The organism is Streptosporangium sp. H16 (genome assembly GCF_051918855.1).
Classification (GTDB): Bacteria; Actinomycetota; Actinomycetes; order Streptosporangiales; family Streptosporangiaceae; genus Streptosporangium.
In genome coordinates this window covers 325660-346279 of record NZ_JBPXMD010000007.1, presented here as the reverse complement: position 1 = coordinate 346279, position 20620 = coordinate 325660, and the positions used below count along the sequence as shown (strand labels likewise).

Sequence of the window (20620 nt, the reverse complement as noted above, 5' to 3'; positions counted from 1 at the left end):
TCGAACGGCGGAGACGTGACGTCGGCAGATGGCTCCTGCTCGGCGTGTTCATCGTGGCGGTCATGGGAGCCAAGGCCACCCATCTTCCTCCGCTCGCCGCGGGACTGGCCGCCGTCGTCGGGGTCGAGGTGATCAGGCGGCGCCGGGCACCCCGGGCCGCGCTCGCCGCGCTCGGGATGACGGCGGCGTGCTCTCTCTTCGCGCAGGCGATACTGTTCGGCGGCGCGAGGCAGGGGATGATGGTCGACCCCCTCTCCCTGTTGCGCCGGGCCTGGGGAGAGCTGACCGGCCACGCCGGCGCGGTCGAGCCGCCGACGCTCTCGGTCCTCGGTGTCACGGTGCTGTACGCGCTGTGCCTGGCCGTCACGTGGTGCGGGATCCTCGGGCTGCTGTGCAGGCCGCGACTGCTCCTGCGACCGGCGGTGGTCCTCCTGCTCGGCATGGGGGCCGCGTGTGTCGCCGCCGTGCTTTTGCTCGGGCACCCCCACCTCGGCCAGCTCTACTTCTTCGGCGCCGGCTACCCCTACCTGATGATCGTCGCGGTCTACGGGCTCTCCGTCGTCGTGCGGCAGGCACGGGTGCGGCTCAGGACGATCGTGTACGCGGTCGGCGCCGGCGTGACGACGGCCTACCTGATCCGCATGCTGTGCGATGTCAGGACCCCCCTGGCCCCGGGCCAGCCGGACGCCCTGCTGTACCTGCCCTACGCCGCGCTGCTGGCCGTCGCCGTGCTGGTGGCCGCCGCCCTGGTGACGACCGGGCGCGGCAGCCTCCGGGCCTGGGCCTTCGTACTCGTCATGTTCGCGGCGGCCGGGCCGCCCGCCGCCTGGTTCACGCGTGTTTTTCCCGGCGCGGAGAGCGTCCCCGCGGCCCGGACGTTCGGAGAGGTCCCGCCGGTGGCGTTCGCCTCGATCCCCCGGGGTGCCCTGGAGGCCGGCCGGTGGCTGCGCGCCCACTCGGATCCGGGCGATCTGGTCGCCACGGACGTGCACTGCCGCTGGGGTTACGAGGATCCGTGCGACAGCCGCCAGTTCTGGGTGGCGGCCCTGTCGGAACGGCGCGTGCTGGTCGAGGGGTGGACCTACACCTCCGCGAACATGAGCCATTGGCGTCCGGGGTCCCTGCCGGAGCATCTGCCGTTCTGGGACGGCGAGCGGATCCGGAGCAACGACGCCGCCTTCCAGACGCCCTCGGCCGCTGCGATCCAGCACCTGCGCGAGCGCTACGGGGTGCGCTGGCTCCTCGCCGACGAGCGCCGCACGGGCCGGACATCGAAGATCGGAGACACCGGGAACACCGGGAACACCGGGAACACCGGAGACACCGGAGACACCGGAGACATCGGGGACTTCGCCGAGCTCCGCTTCCGTTCCGGCGACTACGCCGTCTACCGGATTCCGGACGGATCGGCGTGACCTAAGGCTTGCGTAATGGATCGCCAAGGCACGACGGCGCAACACGTGTCGCCCGGTCCTTTCGTTGTTCACTTCGGCCGTGAACGCAACCGACCTGAAGACGATCCCCTTCAACCGAACACACATCTCGGTGAACGAGCTGGATTACCTGGGGGAGGCCGTGCGCCTGCGATCCACCTGCGGGGACGGGCCGTTCACCCGGCGGGCCGCCGAGATCCTCGGAAAGATCACCGGGGCGGGCCAGGTGCTGCTGACCACCTCCTGCACGCACGCGCTGGAGATGTCGGCGATCCTCCTGGACCTCCAGGCCGACGACGAGGTGATCATGCCGTCGTTCACCTTCATGTCGACGGCCAACGCCTACGCGCTGCGCGGGGCGGTCCCGGTCTTCGTCGACTGCAGGCCCGACACCCTCAACATGGACGAGCGGCTGATCGAAGCGGCGATCACCGATCGCACGCGGGCCGTCGTGGTCGTCCACTACGCGGGCATCGCGTGCGCGATGGAGGAGATCGCCGAACTCTGCGATCGGCATGGCCTCACCCTCATCGAGGACAACGCCCACGGCCTGGGCGGGTCCTACCGGGGCCGGCCGCTCGGATCGTTCGGCAGCATGGCCGCGCAGAGCTTCCACGAGACGAAGAACGTGCAGTGCGGGGAGGGCGGCGCGCTACTTTTGAACGACGCCGGTCTCGTCGCGCGCGCTGAGGTCATCCGGGAGAAGGGCACCGACCGCAGCCGGTTCTTCCGCGGCCAGGTCGACAAGTACCGGTGGGTCGACATCGGCTCCAGCTACCTGCTGTCCGACGTCCTGGCCTCGCAGCTGACCTCGCAGCTGGAGTCGTTCCACGAGATCCAGTCCCGGCGCCACGCCATCTGGTACCGGTACCACGAGGACCTGGCGGACTGGGCGACCGGGAACGGGATCTCCCAGCCGGCGATCCCGGACGGTTGCGTGCATCCGGCGCACCTGTACTACCTGCTGCTCCCGGATCTGGAGAATCGCCAGGCCTTCATCGGCCATCTCCGGAGGGGAGGCGTGCAGGCGACGTTCCACTACCAGCCCCTGCACGCCGCGCCCGCGGGGGCGAGGTTCGGTCGCGTGGCCCCGGGCGGCTGCCCGGTCACGGAGAGGGTCGCCGACCGCCTCGTACGGCTGCCGCTCTACGCCGACCTGGACGAGACCGGCGTGGCGCGAGTGGTCGACGCCGTCCGGTCCTACGAGGTGAGCTGATGGCCTGGCACGACGTGATCGAGGCGCGGGCCGTACGGGCCGTGGAGTCGCCGCTGGAATCGGCCCGGTTCGGATGTTCCGTGGAGCGCCTCACCGTCCCCGCCGGGTCCGGGGCACCGTTCTCCGCGGTCCGTGAGACGCTCCTGGGGTCGGTCGCGGACGTCGTCGTGCTCCGGTATCCGGCCGAACACGTCGGCTGGTTCGCGAAACTGACCGCGCTCGGCCGGACCGCCGTGTTCGCGGACTCCCTCGTGTACTGGCGCCTGCGCGCGGGAGAGGGGCGCGGGCCCGCTCCGTCGTCCGATCTGCGGACGTCGGAGCCGGTCGGTCCCGCCGCGGTGGAGGCACTGGTCTCCGACATCTTCGGCGCGTACGGGAACCACTACCTGGCCAATCCGCTGTTCGACGCCGTCAAGGCCCTGGAGGGCTACCGGGAATGGGCACTGAGGTCGTCCGCGGAGGGGGAGTGCCTGGCCCTGGAGGAGCGAGGCGCGGGAGTGGAGGGGCCCCGCCTGCTCGGGCTGGCCACGTTGGAGGAGGACTGCTCCCGGACGGAGATCCTCCTGGCCGGAGTGATCCCCGGCTCGCAGGGGCGTGGTCTCTACGCCCACCTGCTCAGGGCCGTCGAGGACCGCGCGCTGGCACGTGGCGCGGCAGAGGTCGTCATCTCCACCCAGGGACACAACACGCGGGTGCAGAGGGCATGGGCGAGGTACGGATTCGAGCCCGTCCAGACCTTCCTCACCGTTCATCTGGTCCGGAGCCAGCTCCTGCGCGCGCGGGAACGCCAGGGCCGCCGGGTCGCTGGGGAAGATCGGCGGTAGACGACCCGACGCGCTCGCGCACCACGTACGTCGGGCGGCCCATGCCGTTTCCGTGAATGCGGCCGATGTACTCGCCGAGGACTCCGATGGACACCAGCTGGGCGGAGGAGAAGAGCGCGACCATCGAGGCGATGGTGGTGAACCCGGCCACCGTGGTGTCGCCCGCGGCGAAACGCCACAGGACGGCGCCCCCCAGCAGCAGGCCGATCACGCCGACGAGGAATCCGAGGTAGCTCGCCGCGCGGAGCGGAGCGGTGCTGTAACCGAGGAGCATGTTCATCGCGTGCCCGACCAGCAGGCGCGGCGTGTAGTTCGACCGCCCGTGGTCGCGCTCGTTCATGCGCACGCCGACGGAGCCCACCTGCGTGGTGACCCATGACAGGGCCACGTCGATCGACGCGTGCGGGCCGGAGAGGTCCTCGAACCCGTCGCGCATGTGCGTGCGCAAGGCCCGGAAGGCGCTGATCGTACGCGCGGTGCGGATGCCCAGCGCGCCGGCCATGGCGGCCTTGACCGACCGGGACGCGAGACTCCGCAGGAACCCGTGCTCCTCCTCGTGCGGGACGCCGTACACCAGGTCGAGGCGGTCGCCTTCGAGGGCGGCCAGGAGGAGAGGGATCTGCTCGGGGGGATGCTGCAGGTCGTCGTCCATGGTGACGACGACCTCGAACGCCGCCTCCCTGATACCGGCGACCAGCGCGTTGTGCTGCCCGTAGTTCCGGGACAGGCGGATCGCCCGGACCGCGTCGACCCTGCGGGCCAGCTCGGCGGCGGTCTCCCACGTGTCGTCCGGGCTTCCGTCGACGACGAGGATCACCTCGTGCCGGACGGACAGCCCGCGAAGGACCGGCATGAGCCTGTCCACCAGCGCCGGAAGGGTCCGCGCTGAGCGGTAACACGGAATAACCACCGACACCGACATTGATCCCCCGGTTATTTCCCGTCGCCTACTACAATCCTGTTTCATCCCAATGTCAGATCATGATCCGGAGCGACCGTCGCATGGTTGAAGTCGAAGATGGAACCGCCCGTGGCAATAATTCGCATTTCGGGCGGCCGGCCGTGATCTCGGCTTTTGCTGGCCACCGCATCACATACCTGCTCGCCGGCGCCATGACGGCCATGGTCTATTACGCTCTCCTCGGCCTAGGATTGCTGGTCGTTGAAGATGGCGTCCCTTATCTTTTCCTGGCCGTGGCCGGCCACCTGGTGACCGTGATGATCGTCTACCCCTGGTACAGGCTGGTGGTCTTCCGCGACTCCGGGCACTCTTGGCCGGCGGGCTACCTGCGGTTCTACGCGGTCGGGCTGAGCTTCCTCGCGGCGTCCGTCATCGGGGTCCCGCTTCTGGTGGAACACACCGGGATCTCGATCATGGTGGCCCAGGGGGTGGTGATAGTGATGAGCCCGCCGCTGAGTTATGCGATAAACCGGGCGTGGGTGTTCCGTGACCGAGGAAAAGTGTGAAAACGGCAACACGCCGTACGCTCCTCGGTAAAGGCGCGAGCCGGTGAAGAGGCATCGATTCCGGATCCCTGTAAAATCGGGCGGACATGTGGTCGCACGGCCATGCGTTCTTCGCGGAAGGACTCAGAGAGCGTTGAAGGCACTCGTTCTGGCGGGCGGCAAGGGAACGAGGCTGCGCCCGCTGACCCATACCTCGGCGAAACAACTGGTCCCGGTCGCCAACAAGCCGGTGCTCTATTACGGGCTTGAGGCGATCCGGCAGGCCGGCATCACCAGCGTGGGCATCGTCGTCGGCGACACGGGCCACGAGATCCGGGACGCCGTGGGCGACGGCTCGCGGTTCGGGCTGGACGTCACGTACATCCCTCAGGAGGCTCCCCTCGGGCTGGCGCACTGCGTCCTGATCGCCAGGGAGTTCCTCGCCGACGAACCGTTCGTGATGTATCTGGGGGACAACTTCCTGGTGGACGGCATCACCGATCTGGTGGAGGCCTTCCGCCTGGCCGACCACGACGCGCAGATCCTGCTCACCAGGGTCGCCGAACCGCAGTTCTACGGAGTGGCCGAGATCGGGCCGGGAGGGGAGATCCTCGGGCTGGAGGAGAAGCCCGAGCACCCGCGCAGCGACCTCGCGATCGTCGGGGTCTACATCTTCTCCCCGGCCGTCCACGAGGCGGTCCGGGCGATCACCCCGTCGGCGCGCGGCGAGCTGGAGATCACGGACGCCGTCGCGTGGCTCCTCGGCAACGGCTTCCGCGTCCACTCGCATCTCGTCAGCGGCTACTGGAAGGACACCGGGCGCCTCCAGGACATGCTGGAGTGCAACCGCATCGTCCTCGAACGTGTCGAGCCCGACGTCAGGGGCACCGTGGACGACCTGAGTGAGATCACCGGGCGGGTCATCGTCGAGCCGGGAGCGGTGGTGGAGAACTCGATCCTCCGCGGTCCGATCGTGATCGGCGCGGACACCAAGATTCTCTCCTCCTACATCGGCCCCTTCACCTCGATCGGCTCCGGCTGCCTGGTCGGCGGCGCCGAGATCGAATACTCCATCGTGCTCGACGGCTCCTCCGTGCAGGGCGTCTCGCGCATCGCGCACTCCCTGATCGGGCGCAACGTCGAGGTCAGCCGCGCGGCCGGCGTGTCCAACACCCACGAGCTCATGGTGGGCGACCACAGCAGGATCCAGGTGCGCGCATGAGAGTCCTCGTCACCGGCGGAGCCGGGTTCATCGGGTCCCACTACACCAGGTCCCTGCTGCTCGGTTCCTGGCCCGGCTGCGAGGACACGCGGGTCACCGTCCTGGACAAGCTCACCTACGCGGGCAACCTCGCCAACCTCGCCCCCCTCGACGGCCACCCCGGTTACGCGTTCGTGCGGGGTGACATCACCGACGCGCGGCTCCTCGCGGACGTCGTCCCCGGCCACGACGTGGTCGTGAACTTCGCGGCGGAGAGCCACGTCGACCGGTCCATCGCGGGCGCGGGCGACTTCGTGACGACGAACGTGCTGGGGACCCAGAGACTTCTCCAGGCCGCGCTGGAGGGCGGGGTCCGCACGGTCCTCCAGGTCTCCACCGACGAGGTGTACGGCTCGATCGAGGAGGGGTCCTGGAGCGAGGGCGAACCGCTGCTGCCGAACTCGCCCTACTCGGCGGCCAAGGCGGGCGGCGACATGCTCTGCCGCGCCTACCACCGCACCCACGGGCTCGACGTCCGGGTGACCCGCTGTTCGAACAACTACGGCCCCTACCAGCATCCCGAGAAGCTGATCCCGCTCTTCGTCACCAACCTCCTCGACGGCGAGAAGGTCCCGCTCTACGGCGACGGGCTCAACGTGCGCGACTGGCTGCACGTCGACGACCACTGCAGGGGCATCCAGACGGTGCTGAGGAAGGGGACGCCCGGTGAGGTCTACAACATCGGCGGCGGCGTCGAGCTGACCAACCGGGAGCTGACCGGGCGGCTGCTGGCCGCGCTCGGCGCGGGATGGGAGGCGGTCGAGCCCGTGGCCGACCGGCTCGGGCACGACCGCCGCTACTCCGTCGACTGGACGAAGATCCGGACCATCGGCTACGAGCCCCGCAAGGACTTCGGCGACGGCCTGGCCGAGGTGGTCCGATGGTATCGGGACAACCCTCGGTGGTGGCGCCCGCTCAAGGAGCGGACGCCCTGACACCGGACCCGTGCCATGGGGCACCGGTCGCGCAAGCGTCGCGTCAGCTGGCGTGGAAGATCGGGTCGACCCAGTAGTTCGTCGCCTGGTAGTTGCTCGTCGGGAAGATGTTGCTCGCGTTGTAGGTGTAGACGCCGTTGCCGCCTTCGGTGCCGTTGGCGAGGGCGGTCAGGGGGCCGTTGACGTACTGGGAGGTGAAATAGGGGCGGTTCATCGAGTAGTAGCCGGATGTGGTGTGGTACGAGGCGACGTAGGTGGTGCCGCCGGTGACGTTGACGGGTTGCGGGAAGTTGACCTGCTGCCAGCCGGTGGCGGTCTCGCCGGTGAAGGGGGTGCTGGCCAGGAGCTCGCCGTTGCTCGCCCACAGGCTGGCGGTGTGGACTCCGGTGTTCTGCGAGCCCTTGTAGAACCGGATCCCGCTCACCTTCCCGTTCGCCGCGGGCTTGAACTTGACGCCGACGGAGATCCCCTGCGTGTCGGGCTGCGACGGGATGGCGGGCACCGCCACCCTGTTCCACAGGCTGTTTGTCGGGATGAACACGACGTCGACCCAGTAGTTCGTCGACTGGTAGCTGCTCGCGGGGAAGGCGTTCGCCGCCCCGTAGGTGTAGACGCCGTTGCCGCCTCCGGCGCCGTTGGCGAGGGCGACGAGGGGGCCGTTGGCGTACTGGGAGACGAAGTAGGGACGGGTCATCGCGTAGCGGCCGGCCGGAGCGTGGTACGAGGCGATGTAGGTGGTGTCGGCGGTGATCGGCACCGGTGTCGAGAAGCTGACCTGCTGCCAGCCGGTGGCGGTCTCGTCGGTGAAGGTGGCGCTGGCCAGGAGGGCGCCGCCACTCGTCCACAGGCTGCCGACGTGGGTGCCGGTGTTCTGCGAGCCCTTGTAGAACCTGATGCCGATCGCGGTCCCGCTCGTCGCCGCCCTGAACTTGACGCCGAGGGTGACCCCCTGCGTGTCGGACTGCGCGGGGACGGCGGGCACCCCCGCGCTGTCCCACAGGCTGTCCGACATGCTCTGGGTGACGGGCGGTGACGTGCTCGGCGCGAAGTGGATCAGGGCTTCGTTGTCGAAGGTGTCCCCCCCGAGATAGACGGCGATGATCTCGTGCTCTCCACCGGAGAGGTCGGAGACCGTGATCCGGGCGGGGGCCGAGCTGTCGTGAAAGGCCGAGCCGAGGACGGTCGAGCCGTCCTTGAAGAGGACCTCGCCGGCGGGTACGACCGTGCCGCTGACCGCTTCCACCGTCGCCGTCAGGGTGACCGGCTCCCCTCTCCACGCGGGGTCGGTGGAGGAGGTCAGGGTGGTGGTGGTCGGCGGGTCGTCCGGCACGGTGACGCGGGTGTGCGGCAGGCTGCCGGTGCCCTGGATGGCGACCGTGCCGTCGAGCGAGAAGACGCGGCCGTTGATGTTGGCCCCGCTGCTGATCATGATTGAGTTCTGCGCCAGGATGTTGCCGCGGAAGGTGCAGTACGTGCCCAGCGACGCCGGGCCGTCGATCTGCCAGAAGAGGTTGTCGGCCTGGGCGCCGCGCAGGAGGCTGATGTTGCTGACGTTCGCCGTGCTGAGGGTGGACGCCTGGAAGATGAAGACGGCGTCCGGGTCGCCCTGCGCGTCGAGGGTGAGGGTCCCGCTGATCGAGAAGCTGCCGCTGACGGAGGCGTAGACGCCCGGCCCCTTGGTCGTCCCGCCCAGCTGGGCGGCCACCGTGGCGTCGGGCGTGCGTCCGGCGGCGTCGGCGTAGGCGCCGGCCGCGTCGGCCTTGGCCTGAGCCGCAACGGCGTTTCCTATCTGCTTGGTCCCCGAGACCGTGCCGGGCGGGAATCCGGTCACCGTGGTTCCCGGGCTCACCCCCAGGTCGCCGGTGACCGCCGTGGAGTTCACGTTGGTGACCGCGGACGCCAGCACCCCGAACGGCGCGGCGTCGCCGATGTCCACCGGATCGGCCGCGCTCGCGCCGGCCGGGGTGCCGGCGACCGCGCCCATCGCGAGGGTGGCCGCCACGGCCGCTTTCAGCAGGATGCGGCCGGCGGCACCCCGCGGGCGGGGCGGGCGGAACCGGAAGAGCGTCCGGCTCCGGAACCCCCTGGTGCCGATCATGGTTACGGCCGTGCCGGCCGTCTGGTCGAGCGCGTCGCGAACGGGTTTGGACATGCGACACAACTCCTCACTGATCTCGTGATGCGTCAGACGTCCGGTGCGATCCGTCGCCTGTGATCTGTCATGAATGAAACTTGAGGTCTTTGTTGAGCCTCTATGTGATTTTTCGTATTAATCACACAGGGAGACTGAAGGTGGATGTTGAGAGAAATCATCGGAATGTCGTCACGTCGCTGAAAAGGCGTCACGTAACACGCTGACGACTCTGCCGTGGAGGGTGGCGTGCGCGGGCTCGCGTACGTCCAGGAAGAGCGCATGTTGATATGCGGCTGATGAAAAATTTACTCGATAATTCTTCTGGATATTACTTACTTTTCGGCGTTAAAGCGATATTGATCCTGTTCGAAGGGGTGTCCGGGTGCGGGTGGAAGGTGGCCTGATTTCGTCCGCGCGCTCGCCTGCCCGCCTGCTGGTCGCCCACAATATGAGCATAAAAAGTATAAATGCGTATTTGAGATGATTAGGTAATGTTTTAAGGTTTTGGTGATGTTATCGGTGGTCAATCCGGTCCCGTGCGCCGTGCTTAAGCAGCCCCGGATTCCGGGCGACACGCCCGGACGGCGGCGGAATCGGTGGTGTGGGAAAGCGAGACTTCTACAGTCGAGGTCGGGTCTTATCCCAAATCGACGGGGGTTCTGCCGTGGAAGAGAAACTGGTTGTGATCGGCCAGGGGTACGTCGGCCTGCCACTTGCGATGGGGGCCGTCACGGCAGGCTTCGACGTCGTGGGAGTCGATCTGGACGAGTGGCGGGTCAAGCGCCTCAACGCCGCCGAGTCCTACGTCGAGGACGTCGGCGACGAGATGCTGTCCCTGGCCCACCGGTCCGGCCGATACCTGGCCAGCGCCGACTACGCCGCCGCCGAGGGGTTCGACGTCTGCGTGATAACCGTGCCGACGCCGTTGCGCGAGGGCGTTCCCGACCTGCGCCACATCGGCGCGGCGGGGGAGTCGATCGCCCCGCTGCTGCGGCGGGGCGTCACGGTGGTCCTGGAGTCCACCACCTATCCGGGGACCACCGAGGAGTATCTGCTGCCGCTGCTGGAGGAGGGCTCAGGGCTGCGGGCACCGCAGGACTTTCATCTGGGCTACAGCCCCGAGCGAATCGACCCGGGCAACGAGCGCTGGCGCCTGGAGAACACCCCCAAGGTGGTCTCCGGTGTCGACGGGGCGTCCCTGGAGCGGATCCGGGCGTTCTACTCGCGGATCGTGGACGAGGTCGTGCCGGTCTCCTCGACGCGGGTGGCCGAACTGTGCAAGCTGCTGGAGAACACCTTCAGGCACGTCAACATCGCCCTGGTGAACGAGCTGTCGATCTTCGCGCAGCAGCTCGGCATCGACGTCTGGGAGGCCGTCGACGCCGCCTCCACCAAGCCGTTCGGCTACATGCGCTTCACCCCGGGGCCCGGCGTCGGCGGGCACTGCCTGCCGATCGACCCGTCGTACCTGTCATGGAAGGTCAAGCGCAGCCTGGGGCACAACTTCCAGTTCGTGGAGCTGGCCAACGACATCAACGCCCACATGCCGGACCACGTCGTGCGCCGGGTCGGTCTCGCGCTGAACCGGTTGCGCAAGCCGGTCAACGGCAGCCGGGTGCTCGCGCTCGGCCTCGCGTACAAGAAGAACGCCGGAGACTGCCGCGAGTCACCCGCGATCGACGTGGTCAGGGGCCTTCGCAAGCTGGGCGCGGACGTACGGGCCGCCGACCCGCACGTGGACTGCTTCCTGCTGCCGCAGGGCATCGAGATCGTCGCGTTCTCGGAACGGGAACTGGCGGACGCGGACGTGGTGGTGGTCCTCACCGACCACGACTGCTTCGACTACGGGCTCGTCCAAAGGGCGAGCGCCCTCGTCTTCGACACCAGGAACCGCTGCCGGGGACCCAACGTCGAGAGACTCTGACCTCGCGCCGCGGGCGAGCGGCCGGTTCCGGTTCCGCCGGGAGGAACCGCGCCGTGCGGCCGCGATCCCGGGAGGCGGACGGTCGGCCGGTCGCGCGGGACGTCAGGACCTCATGAAGCGGGCGGCCGGCCGGTCGCGCCGGGCGTCAGGACCTCATGACGCGGGCGATCAGCTCCTCGACCTGGCCGTTGAGCCTGGCGCCCCGGGGCCATCCGGCGTAGTGGGTGAGGAAGACGACGACCTCGCGGAGCTCGTCGGGGGTGAGGTCGCCGGTCCGCAGCGCCGCGTCGAGCTGGACGTCGACGTCCTCGCCCATGCCCTGGCCGACGAGCAGACCGACCAGCAGCATACGCCGGTCGCGATTCGAGATCCCCTTCCTGGACCACACCTCGGCGAACAGGTTCTCGGCGGTCGCCCCGAATAGGTCGCCGGGCTCGTTCTCGCCGTGGTCCCAGTCGTGGACCTGTTTCATCGAACACCTCCGTGTGGAGCCCCCCGGCAGCCGTTCCCCGGTGGGGACGGCCAGTGGAGTCCCTACCCCGCCTGCCCCGCCCCTTCTGGCACCAAGGAAAGATCTTTTTTCACTAAAGTTATGACATGTAGATATATGTCGTACCAGAGGTCATCCGGCATTACACGCGCGGACCCCGATCGGCGGTGGCGAGCGGAAGGAGAAGCGAAAAAGGGAGAAGCCACGATAATCGGGCTATGCGGTTCGACATCCTCGGTCCCACCCGGATCCGGCTCGACGGCGGGCGCGTGGTCACCGTGGGCGGGCAGGGGATGCGCGCGCTGCTCGTGATGCTCCTCCTCGACGCGGGGAGGGTGGTGACCACCGAGCGGCTGATCGGCGGCCTGTACGGCGACGATCCGCCCGCGAGCGCCGCCAACGCCCTGCAGTCCCAGGTCTCGCGGTTGCGCAGGACGCTCGGCGTCCAGGAGATGATCGAGTTCCACCCGGCGGGATACCGGATCGCGGCCGGTGCCGACGCCGTCGACGCCCACCGCTTCGAGCGGCTCGCCGCCGAAGGCCGCCGGGCCCTGGCCTCCGGCGAGCACGGCAGGACCGTCGGGCTGCTGGGCGAGGCCCTCTCCCTGTGGCGCGGGCCCGCCCTCGCCGACGTGGGGGAGTCGCCGTTCGCCCAGGCGCCCTCGGCCAGGCTGGAGAGGCTCAGGCTCGACTGCGTGGAGGACCGCGTCCAGGCGGAGCTGGAGCTCGGCCGCCACCGCGAGCTCGTCGCCGAGCTGCAGGAGCTGACCGCGGCCCACCCCTTCAGGGAGCGGCTGTACGGGCAGCTGATGCGTGCCCTGTACAACGCGGGCAGGCGGGCCGAGGCCCTGGAGGTGTACGAGGGGGCCAGACGGATCCTCGGTGAGGAGTTCGGCGTGGACCCGTCGGCGGAGCTGGCCGCCGTGCACCTGGCGGTGCTCAGGGCCGACCCCGCCCTGACCGGCGCCTCCGGCGACATCGCGGCCGACGCTACGGGCGACGGCACGGCCGGCGTCACAGTCGACGGTGCCGCGCCCGTCCGATCGGGTCTGTGGGCCCCGCTGACCAGTTTCGTCGGCAGGGAGAACGAGATGTCCAGGCTCCGCGCGCTGCTCGGCGAGGCGAGACTGGTCACCCTGGTCGGTCCCGGCGGCGCGGGCAAGACCCGGCTGGCCGGTGAGGTCGCCGCGGGGGAGCGGGGCGACGTGTGCTTCGTGGAACTGGCCCCCGTCCTCGGCGAGGGGGAGGCGGCCCAGGCCGTCCTCGGCGCGCTGGGCGTCCGCGACGCCGGACTGTTCCCCGGCTCCGCCCGCCCGACGCCCGCCCCCCTGGCCAGGCTGGTCGCGGTGCTGGCCGACCGTCCCGTGCTGCTCGTCCTGGACAACTGCGAGCACCTGGTCGCGGAGGTCGCCGAGCTCGCCGACCGCCTGCTCGCCGCCTGCCCGGGGCTGCGCGTCCTGGTCACCAGCAGGGAGGCGCTCGGCATCACCGGAGAGGTGATCCACCCGGTCGCGCCGCTGCCGGTGCCGAGGACGGGCACCGCCGCGGGAGAGGCCCTGGCCTACCCGGCCGTGCGGCTCTTCGCCGACAGGGCGGCGGCCGTGCTCCCCGGCTTCCGCGTCGACGACGCCAACGTCGAGCAGGTGCTGGGCATCTGCCGGGCCCTGGACGGGCTGCCGCTCGCGCTGGAGCTGGCCGCGGCGCGCCTGCGTTCCCTGCCGGTGGCCGAGGTGGCCTCCCGGCTGGACGACCGGTTCCGGCTGCTGTCGCGGGGCAGCCGCACCGCGCTGCCCCGGCACCAGACGCTGCGCGCCGTGGTCGCCTGGAGCTGGGACCTGCTCGACGACGACGAGCGGTCGCTGGCCGGGCGGCTCACCGTCTTCGTGGGCGGCGCGACGCTGGAGGCGGCCGGGCGGGTGTGCGGGCTGCGCGAGGACGAGGCCGTCGACCTGCTGAGTTCCCTCGCGGAGAAGTCGCTCGTCGAGCGGGTGGGCGAGCGCTACCGGATGCTGGAGACCATCCGCGTGTACTGCGCGGAACGGCTGGCCGAGACCGGTGAGACCGAGGCGCGCCGCGAGGCGCACGCCGCGTACTACGCGGACCTGGTGGCCACGGCGGACTCCCACCTGCGCGACGCCGGGCAGTTGGAGTGGCTGCGGCGGCTGGACGAGGAGCACGACGACCTGCACGCCGCGCTGCGCTGGGCCGTCGACACCGGCAGGACCGGGCTGGGGCTGCGCCTGCTCGCCGGGCTCGCCATGTACTGGTGGCTGCGGGGCCGCCGCTCGGAGGGCGCGGCCATCGCCGCCGACCTGCTCGCCGCGATCGGGTCGGTCCCCGCCGAGGGCGCGACCGGGGCCGCTCCGGCCGGGAGATCGGACGGGGGGCCGGACGGGTCCGCGCCGGCGGAGCGCGCGATCGGGCTCGCGCCGTCCGGGGACGTGACGGGGTCCGCTCCGGCGGGGAGCGCGACGGCGGCCGTTCCGGTCGAGGGGATGGAGGAGGAGTACGCCATGTGCGTGCTCGTAGCCTCCTCCGGGGAGACGCGGTCGCCCAGGCATTTCGCCCTTCTGGAGACGATCGTCCAGATCATCCCGCCGATCGACCTGCCGTACCGGTGGCCGTTCCTGGGCATGCTGTGGCCGATGTTCACCGGTCCGCCCGACTTCCTGCCGGAGGAGCCGAAGGTTTTCGTCATCGCCGACCCGTGGCTGCGGGCGCTGTCCCACTTCGGTTACGGCTACTTCTACCGGTACGGCGGCGACGCCGGGAGCGCCGAGCGCTCCTTCGGGGAGGCGCTGGAGCTGTTCCGGTCCCTCGGGGAGCGCTGGGGGAGCGCGCTCACACTGGCCGAGCTGGCCGGGCTCGCCGACCTGCGGCAGGACAGGGACGCGTCGCGCGCGCTGGGCGGGGAGGCGCTTCGCCTGGCGGAGGAGCTCGGGTCGGACGAGGACATCGCGGAGCTCGTCTGCCGCGGGGCCGCGGGGACCGTACGCGACGGCGACCTCGCGACCGCCCACGCCGAGTACCTTCGCGCGATCGACCACGCCCGCCGGGCGGGCGCCCCCGACGTGATGGCCAAGGTCCACCACGGTCTCGCCGAGATCGCCAGGCTTCGCGGGAATCTGGACGAGGCGCTCGACCTCGCCCTGCGGGCCCTGGAGCTGTGCACGCAGGAGTGGTACAGCACCGAGGAGATCCGGTTGCGCATCATCGTCGACCTGGGACGGATCACCGCGTCGGGCGGAGACGGCGCCGGGGCCGGGACCTGGTACCGCAGGGCACTGGAACCGGCGCTGCAGCGTTACCCCCTGGTGGCGGGCTCGGCGATCGAGGGGCTGGCGGAGGTCGCGTTGCTGGAGGGCGACGCCAAGGGCGCGGCCCGGCTGCTGGGCGCGGCCGCGGCCCTCTGCGGCACCGCCGCGGCGGACTCCGGCGCCGGTGTCACGGCGGCCGTCCGTGCCCGGATGGGCGACGCCGCGTACGAGGAGGAGTGGCGCGCGGGAACCCGGATGTCGCGGAGCGGGATGCTCGCGATGCTCGCCCCGTGACCCCGTGACCCCGTGACCCCGTGACCCCGTGATCCCGGCCTGATGGTCCGGACGGCCCGGACTGTCCCCACACCGGGCCGGCCCGACGGGGATGGAGGCGTGGACGGCACGCGCCCCCGGTGCGGCGGGCGTCAGCGGGAGGTGCGTGGGCCGTCAGCGCCGCCGGTCACGATGACGGGCATGAACGACCAATCTCCGATCACGGGTCGCCGCAGATGGGCGACCCTCGCCGTCGCCTGCCTGGCGGCGCTGCTCCTGTCCGTCGACGTCACGGTCCTGCATCTCGCCCTTCCCCAGCTGGTCGCCGACCTGCGGCCCTCGTCGACCCAGATCCTGTGGATCGGCGACGCGTACGGCTTCGCGCTCGCCGGGTTGCTGATCACGATGGGCAACGTCGGCGACCGGATCGGCCGCAAGCGGCTGCTCCTCGTCGGCGCCGCGGCCTTCGGCGTGGCCTCGGCGGTGACCGCCTACGCCCCCACCCCCGAGCTGCTCATCGCCGCCCGCGTCCTGCTCGGGGTGGCGGGTGCCACGATCATGCCCTCGACGCTCTCGATCATCCGCAACGTCTTCACCGATCCGAAGGAGCGGACCACGGCGGTCGGCCTGTGGAGCGGGATGGGCGCGGCCGGGTTCGCCCTGGGACCGGTCGTTGGCGGCCTGCTGCTCGACCACTTCTGGTGGGGCTCGGTCTTTCTGATCAACCTGCCGGTGATGCTGCTCATTCTGCTCGTCGGCCTCGTCGTGCTCCCGGAGTCGCGCAACCCCGCCGCGGGGCGGGTGGACCTCGTGAGCGTGCCGCTGTCCATCGCCGGGGTGATCGGCTTGATCTACGCTGTAAAGGAGGCTGCCGTGCACGGTCTCACCGGCGCCGGTGTCCTGGTGCCGGGGGCCGTCGGGATCGCCGCCCTGGCGCTGTTCGCCCGGCGGCAGACCCGGCTCGCCGAGCCGCTGATCGACATCCGCCTCTTCCGGCGCCGGGCCTTCACCGCCTCGGTCGGCGCCAACCTCGTCGCCATCTTCGGCATGTCCGCGCTGTCGCTGATCTTCGCCTGGTACTTCCAGCTCGTGCTGGGCTGGTCGCCCCTGCGGGCCGGCCTCGCGGGACTGCCCGGGGGCATGTCGGCGGCGGTCGGAGGGGTCCTGGCGGCGGGGCTGATCACCCGCTGGGGCCGGGCCAGGGTGGTGGCGCTCGGCCTGGCGATGACCGCCGCGGGCTTCGCCTGCTACAGCCAGACCGCTCTCGACACCCCCTACCTCTACTTCCTCGCCCCCATGATCGTCTGCGGGGTGGGCATCGGGCTGACGTTCGCCGTAACCAACGACACCGTGCTCGCGAGCGTGCCCAGGGAGCGGGCCGGCGCCGCGGCGGCGATCTCCGAGACCTCCTTCGAGCTGGGCGGCGCGCTGGGCATCGCCGTCCTGGGCAGCGTCCTCACCGGCGTCTACCGGGGCGAGCTCAGGCTTCCGGCGGGGGTGCCCGGTGAGGTGGTGGGCCTCATCAGGGAGTCGCTGCCCACCGCTCTGGAGGCGGCAGCGGCACTGCCCGCCCAGCTGGGCAGGTCCGTCGCCGAGGCCGCCAGGCTGGCCTTCGTCGCCGGGGTCCACGTGACCGCGATCACCGCCGCGGTGACGATCGCCGTACTCGCGGTGGTCTCGCTCGTCAGCCTGCGCGGCGTCCCCGACGTGATCCCCGAGGAGCTTCTTCCCGAAGCGCGTGGGTGAACGGGGGCGTGGCCGGAGCCGTTGCCCGGCGCTCAGGACCGCGGGGCGACTGCGAAACCGTGGTCCGGGGATGACTGCGAGGACTTCCTCCGCTCCGTTCCCCATGAGCGTTGATCAGCCGGTCCCCGGGCCATAGCGGTTGGCCGTACGCCTCTCCAGAGGGCGGCAGGTACGGCTCGCCTGCCCTGCGAGGTTCAGGGGGCGGGTGCTTCGGTCAGCCGGTGCGGTATTCCACCCATGCTTGACACGCCGTAGCGGTCCGCAGCCGTTTCGCCCGTAGATGCGTCGGCCCGACCTCGGCCAACCGGGCGGCGAACAGGGCGCGGGTGGCGGTCAGCGCGGTCACCGCGCCCGCAGGCGCCGCCCTCCACGCGGGCACCCGCGCGGCGACCCCCTCAGCCTCGATGGGCGCGTGTCCGGCGTCGATCAGCCGCGGGATCAGCAGGGCGACATCGACCCAGGCGGCGCCCTGGCAGGCCATCGACCAGTCGACGACCTGGCACCGGTCGCCGTCGACCAGCAGATTGCCCGCGTGCAGGTCCGCGTGCAGCAGGGCCGCTCCGCCCAGCTCGTTCAGGTCGAGGGTTTTGACGAGCGGCTCGTAGTCGCCGCGGCCAGGGGAGTCCGCGAGGAACGCCTCGGCCTCGCGCAGCAGGGCGGCGGCCTTGGCCGTCACTGACGGCGCCTCGGTCCATGGGCACGGCCCGGAGATGGCGGCGACCGTGTCCATCACGAAGGGGAGGTCTGGGGAGCCGGGCGCCAGGTTCGCCTCCTGGCCGGGCGCGTGCTCGAAGACGAGCAGGTGCCAATCGGCGACGTCATCGGTCCACATCATGCGAGGCGCCGGAATGTGCGCGGAGAGCGCCTGGTTGGCGATGCGCTCGCGCAGCAGGTGCTCGGCGACCGGTGCGACAGCGGGGGCCGCCTTCACGAAGAAAACGGCCCCCTCGGTGGTGATATGTGCGGCGAGTCCCGAGGTCAGCCCAGCTTCGGCCGGTCGAATGCCGACGACCGTTCCGACTTGCTCTTCGATTGCCGTGCGCGCTTGCTCGGGTAGATCAGCCCACTGCCTTCTTCGGTGAATCGCTGCACCCCGCGTAACATTGGTTGCACTTGCCGCTGCTGCACTCGGCCGAGGTCGGCCACACCGCCGGATCCACCCGGTGGCCGGCCGCCTCTATTGCCGCCATGGTAGCCGCGAGACTGCCACCCCTCCCGGGCGCGTCGGCCTCGTCATCGGGGTTGTGGTGGATGAACCGGCCCGCGACGTCCTGGCAGAACTCGGCGTACTCTCGCGTGTACATCAGAAACGTGTGCCAGCCGATGTCGACGGTGTCGGACGGGCCGAGGCCGACGCCGGGGTCGGCGGCGCAGGTGGCCAGGAAGGCGAGCGTCTGCTCCATGATGACGTCGGCGTGGTGGGCGTACTCGGGGTGGTCGATGGCGATTCGTGTGGTCAGCCGGTCGAACAGGGCGGAGCTGATGAGGGTACGGGCGGTGGCGGGCCGGTCGAGGATGACGGTCATGATGGGCCTTCCCAGTCGGTGGTGCCAGTCGGCTTGCTCCCTCACGATCGTCGCCGCCGGAGCCCACGTCATTGCAGGGCTGAGCGCTGGTCATTGAGGGTGAGGGTCAATCAGGACACGATGTCCCGCACGGTAGGTGCCTGGTCGGTCACGGTTCGCCTATCGGTGTTCGCGACGTGCGGAGGTCCCCCCGATGGGGAAGATCACCAGGTCCAGACGTGCACAGATTCAACGCGAGGCAACACTCATCCGGATGCGCGCACAGCGCGAGGGCTTCCCGCTGGAGCGGATTGTCACCGCGCTGCGCTCCACCTTTCCGGAGGTGTCACCGCTGGAGGCGTGGCGGCTGGCGTTGGGCTGGTCCCGGGCCCAGACCATCACCCAGGTCGCTGGTCTCTACCTTGCTGACGGACTGAAGCCGCCGACCTTGTCGGAGGCGATGCTGTGCCGGTTCGAGCACGGTCCGGACCGGCCAGGCCCGGAGTACGCCGGGATGCTCGCCCGCGTGTACGGAACCCACCTGGATCAGCTCGGCTTGAGGCTGCGGTGTGTGTGCGGGCACGGGCATGACGAGCTTCGGTACGGTCAGCCGTACGAGGCCTACTCCGGGTGGGCGCCGGTCCTGCTGTCAGGAGTAGAGCTCATGAGCACAGCCAGTGGACTGCCCGCCGTCCGAGAGTCGCTGCGCCTGGCCCTGCTGGACACCCCGCGTGGTGGCCCGGTGGCGGTGGAGCTCGTCGAGGCGGTCGTCGAGCATTACGCCCTCAACTACTCCCGCCACGCGCCGGGCGTGCTGTTCGACGAGGTGCACGCCACACGCGGCCTGCTCAGGGACGCGCTTGCCGCCCCCGCCGACACTACGACCGGCGTCCAGCTGCGCCGCGCGGCCGGCTGGCTGTCGGCGCTGCTCGGAAACCTCGCATTCCACCTGGCCGACCACAGCGGCGCTCGCGCGCACCTGGTGGTCGCCGCGGCACTCGGCGACCACGTAGGGGACGCTCGCCTGTCCGCGTGGGCGCTGGGAGCCCAGAGCATGGTGGCTCGCGCCCGCCACGACCAGGCCGCAGCCCTCGCCTACGCGCGGGCCGGCGTCGAGAAAGCGGCGTCGCCGCTGGTGCGGGCTCAATTGTTGGGCTGGGCGGTACTGCCGTCATTGGCGCAGCTGGGCCGGGCGGCCGAGGCCGAGCGTGCTCTGGGGGAGGCGACCGGCATTCTCGCCGCGGACCCTGCCGGCGGCGCCCCGGGCCGGTTCGGCTTCGACGCTGTTGAGCTCGACCTGCACGAAGCGGAGGCGTGGCTCGCTCTGGGACGCACCGAGCGGGCAGTGGGTCGCGCTGAGGCGTCAACAGCGGGGTGTGTGCCGTACACGCCGGGTTGGGCGGCGGCAACGCTCGTGCTCGCCCAGGCGGAAGCCGAGGCGCGGCCCGGGGACGCGGCTGCGCGGGCTCTTGATGTGCTGGAGCGGGTCCCGGCTGATCGGCTGCGGTCCACTTCCCGGGAGCGTCTGAGGCGGATCACGATCACGCTGGGCGACGCGGATACAGCCACGGTGCGGGATCTTCGCGAGCAAGTGCGGACGCTTGCGCCGTTCATCGACGTGCACGGTCGCGACGCCACTGCGTGAAGGCCGCGGCTGCCGAGGGGACTTCACCCTGCACGGCCCCTTCGCCGCCTGTGTCCGCCTCCACGGCGTCGGGCACGTGTACGGCTCACCGAGAACAGCTGGACGGTCGCCCTCAACCACGTCCACGACACCGCGGGCGCCGTGACCGTCGTCGAGTGCGTCTCCGCCGCCGGAGGGCAGGTGTCGCGGCCCGGGTCGATGCGACCGACGAGTAGCCGGTACCGCGGGGTCCCGAGGTGATCGCCTTCCTCGCCTCGTCCGGCGCCCGTTTCGTCATCGGTCGGCGCCTCGTTGTCGACGGCGGCGACACCGCGTTTTGACCGCCCGCCGTCCGGCGAAGCCTCGTCGCGGGGGCGCCCGGTTTGCTGAGAGCGCTCTCATATGGATGTCGCACCCGCTGGGGGCGGACGCGGCGATGCGCCTGGTGGAAGCGGTTCGCGAGCGGCGAAACGCCTGTGGATCACAGATTGGATCGAGAGAGCGCTCTCGCGAGGGTATTGACTCGGCTGTGTCACAGCGTCAGGATCTGCG

General features: G+C 70.4%; 15 protein-coding genes. 10 read left to right on the top strand and 5 right to left on the bottom strand.

Features of this window, described 5'->3' with window-relative positions; translation table 11 throughout:
* From ACTOQ2_RS15200 to ACTOQ2_RS15190, 3 genes are all read left to right on the top strand, one after another.
* The coding region (locus ACTOQ2_RS15200) for a hypothetical protein (RefSeq protein WP_440100215.1) at positions 1–1415 on the top strand (1415 nt) is incomplete at its 5' end.
* A gap of 79 nt (positions 1416–1494) precedes the next feature.
* A complete protein-coding gene (gene rffA / locus ACTOQ2_RS15195; protein ID WP_440100214.1) occupies positions 1495–2649 on the top strand; it encodes a dTDP-4-amino-4,6-dideoxygalactose transaminase in 1155 nt (384 codons plus the stop codon).
* Positions 2649–3473: a GNAT family N-acetyltransferase gene (locus ACTOQ2_RS15190; RefSeq protein ID WP_440100213.1), complete on the top strand. Its 825-nt coding sequence runs from the start codon at positions 2649–2651 to the stop codon at positions 3471–3473. The genes rffA and ACTOQ2_RS15190 overlap by 1 nt, the downstream gene beginning before the upstream one ends.
* Here the strand turns inward: ACTOQ2_RS15190 and ACTOQ2_RS15185 are convergent.
* Positions 3391–4395: a glycosyltransferase family 2 protein gene (locus ACTOQ2_RS15185; RefSeq protein ID WP_440100212.1), complete on the bottom strand. Its 1005-nt coding sequence runs from the start codon at positions 4393–4395 to the stop codon at positions 3391–3393. The two genes, ACTOQ2_RS15190 and ACTOQ2_RS15185, sit on opposite strands and share 83 nt — an antisense overlap.
* Before the next feature lie 59 nt (positions 4396–4454).
* On the opposite strand from ACTOQ2_RS15185, the gene ACTOQ2_RS15180 reads away from it, so the two are divergent.
* The 3 genes from ACTOQ2_RS15180 (at position 4455) to rfbB (ending at position 7115) form a co-directional block, all read left to right on the top strand.
* Positions 4455–4940 (top strand): GtrA family protein, encoded by a 486-nt coding sequence (locus ACTOQ2_RS15180; RefSeq protein ID WP_440100211.1) that lies wholly within the window; start codon positions 4455–4457, stop codon positions 4938–4940.
* A 133-nt stretch (positions 4941–5073) separates the two neighbouring features.
* Positions 5074–6141, top strand: coding sequence for a glucose-1-phosphate thymidylyltransferase (locus tag ACTOQ2_RS15175; protein WP_440100210.1), 1068 nt, complete (start codon positions 5074–5076; stop codon positions 6139–6141).
* Positions 6138–7115, top strand: coding sequence for a dTDP-glucose 4,6-dehydratase (gene rfbB, locus ACTOQ2_RS15170; RefSeq protein WP_440100208.1), 978 nt, complete (start codon positions 6138–6140; stop codon positions 7113–7115). Before ACTOQ2_RS15175 ends, rfbB begins: the two co-directional genes overlap by 4 nt.
* Positions 7116–7158: 43 nt before the next feature.
* On the opposite strand, the gene ACTOQ2_RS15165 is transcribed toward rfbB, so the two are convergent.
* Positions 7159–9267, bottom strand: coding sequence for a DUF4082 domain-containing protein (locus tag ACTOQ2_RS15165; protein ID WP_440100207.1), 2109 nt, complete (start codon positions 9265–9267; stop codon positions 7159–7161).
* A gap of 646 nt (positions 9268–9913) precedes the next feature.
* Here ACTOQ2_RS15165 and ACTOQ2_RS15160 point away from each other — a divergent pair.
* Complete coding sequence (locus ACTOQ2_RS15160; protein WP_440100206.1) at positions 9914–11173, top strand: nucleotide sugar dehydrogenase; 1260 nt, start codon at positions 9914–9916, stop codon at positions 11171–11173.
* A 145-nt stretch (positions 11174–11318) separates the two neighbouring features.
* Here ACTOQ2_RS15160 and ACTOQ2_RS15155 read toward each other — a convergent pair whose 3' ends face one another.
* Positions 11319–11645 carry a carboxymuconolactone decarboxylase family protein gene (locus ACTOQ2_RS15155; protein WP_440100205.1) on the bottom strand — a complete coding sequence of 109 codons (327 nt, stop codon included), beginning with the start codon at positions 11643–11645 and terminating at the stop codon, positions 11319–11321.
* Between the two features lie 236 nt (positions 11646–11881).
* Here ACTOQ2_RS15155 and ACTOQ2_RS15150 point away from each other — a divergent pair, with 236 nt between their 5' ends.
* Positions 11882–15214, top strand: a complete 3333-nt coding sequence (locus ACTOQ2_RS15150; RefSeq protein WP_440100204.1) for an AfsR/SARP family transcriptional regulator — start codon at positions 11882–11884, stop codon at positions 15212–15214.
* A 180-nt stretch (positions 15215–15394) separates the two neighbouring features.
* Positions 15395–16939, top strand: a complete 1545-nt coding sequence (locus ACTOQ2_RS15145; RefSeq protein ID WP_440100203.1) for an MFS transporter — start codon at positions 15395–15397, stop codon at positions 16937–16939.
* A 214-nt stretch (positions 16940–17153) separates the two neighbouring features.
* On the opposite strand, the gene ACTOQ2_RS15140 is transcribed toward ACTOQ2_RS15145, so the two are convergent.
* Together ACTOQ2_RS15140 and ACTOQ2_RS15135 are read right to left on the bottom strand one after the other, a co-directional pair.
* A complete protein-coding gene (locus ACTOQ2_RS15140) occupies positions 17154–17897 on the bottom strand; it encodes a phosphotransferase (RefSeq protein WP_440100223.1) in 744 nt (247 codons plus the stop codon).
* Positions 17898–17997: 100 nt separating this feature from the next.
* Positions 17998–18465: a glycine-rich domain-containing protein gene (locus ACTOQ2_RS15135; protein WP_440100201.1), complete on the bottom strand. Its 468-nt coding sequence runs from the start codon at positions 18463–18465 to the stop codon at positions 17998–18000.
* Between the two features lie 253 nt (positions 18466–18718).
* On the opposite strand from ACTOQ2_RS15135, the gene ACTOQ2_RS15130 reads away from it, so the two are divergent.
* Complete coding sequence (locus tag ACTOQ2_RS15130) at positions 18719–20089, top strand: hypothetical protein (RefSeq protein WP_440100200.1); 1371 nt, start codon at positions 18719–18721, stop codon at positions 20087–20089.
* Positions 20090–20620: the final 531 nt, after the last annotated feature.

What these genes read in the sequence shown, in the direction of transcription:
- ACTOQ2_RS15145 (WP_440100203.1), top strand. Translation starts at nt 15,395, where the DNA reads ATGAACGACCAATCTCCGATCACGGGTCGCCGCAGATGGGCGACCCTC.
- ACTOQ2_RS15130 (WP_440100200.1), top strand. Translation starts at nt 18,719, where the DNA reads ATGCGCGCACAGCGCGAGGGCTTCCCGCTGGAGCGGATTGTCACCGCG.
- rfbB (WP_440100208.1), top strand. Translation starts at nt 6,138, where the DNA reads ATGAGAGTCCTCGTCACCGGCGGAGCCGGGTTCATCGGGTCCCACTAC.
- ACTOQ2_RS15180 (WP_440100211.1), top strand. Translation starts at nt 4,455, where the DNA reads ATGATCCGGAGCGACCGTCGCATGGTTGAAGTCGAAGATGGAACCGCC.
- ACTOQ2_RS15185 (WP_440100212.1), bottom strand. Translation starts at nt 4,395, where the DNA reads ATGTCGGTGTCGGTGGTTATTCCGTGTTACCGCTCAGCGCGGACCCTT.
- ACTOQ2_RS15150 (WP_440100204.1), top strand. Translation starts at nt 11,882, where the DNA reads ATGCGGTTCGACATCCTCGGTCCCACCCGGATCCGGCTCGACGGCGGG.
- ACTOQ2_RS15190 (WP_440100213.1), top strand. Translation starts at nt 2,649, where the DNA reads ATGGCCTGGCACGACGTGATCGAGGCGCGGGCCGTACGGGCCGTGGAG.
- ACTOQ2_RS15155 (WP_440100205.1), bottom strand. Translation starts at nt 11,645, where the DNA reads ATGAAACAGGTCCACGACTGGGACCACGGCGAGAACGAGCCCGGCGAC.
- ACTOQ2_RS15135 (WP_440100201.1), bottom strand. Translation starts at nt 18,465, where the DNA reads ATGACCGTCATCCTCGACCGGCCCGCCACCGCCCGTACCCTCATCAGC.
- ACTOQ2_RS15165 (WP_440100207.1), bottom strand. Translation starts at nt 9,267, where the DNA reads ATGTCCAAACCCGTTCGCGACGCGCTCGACCAGACGGCCGGCACGGCC.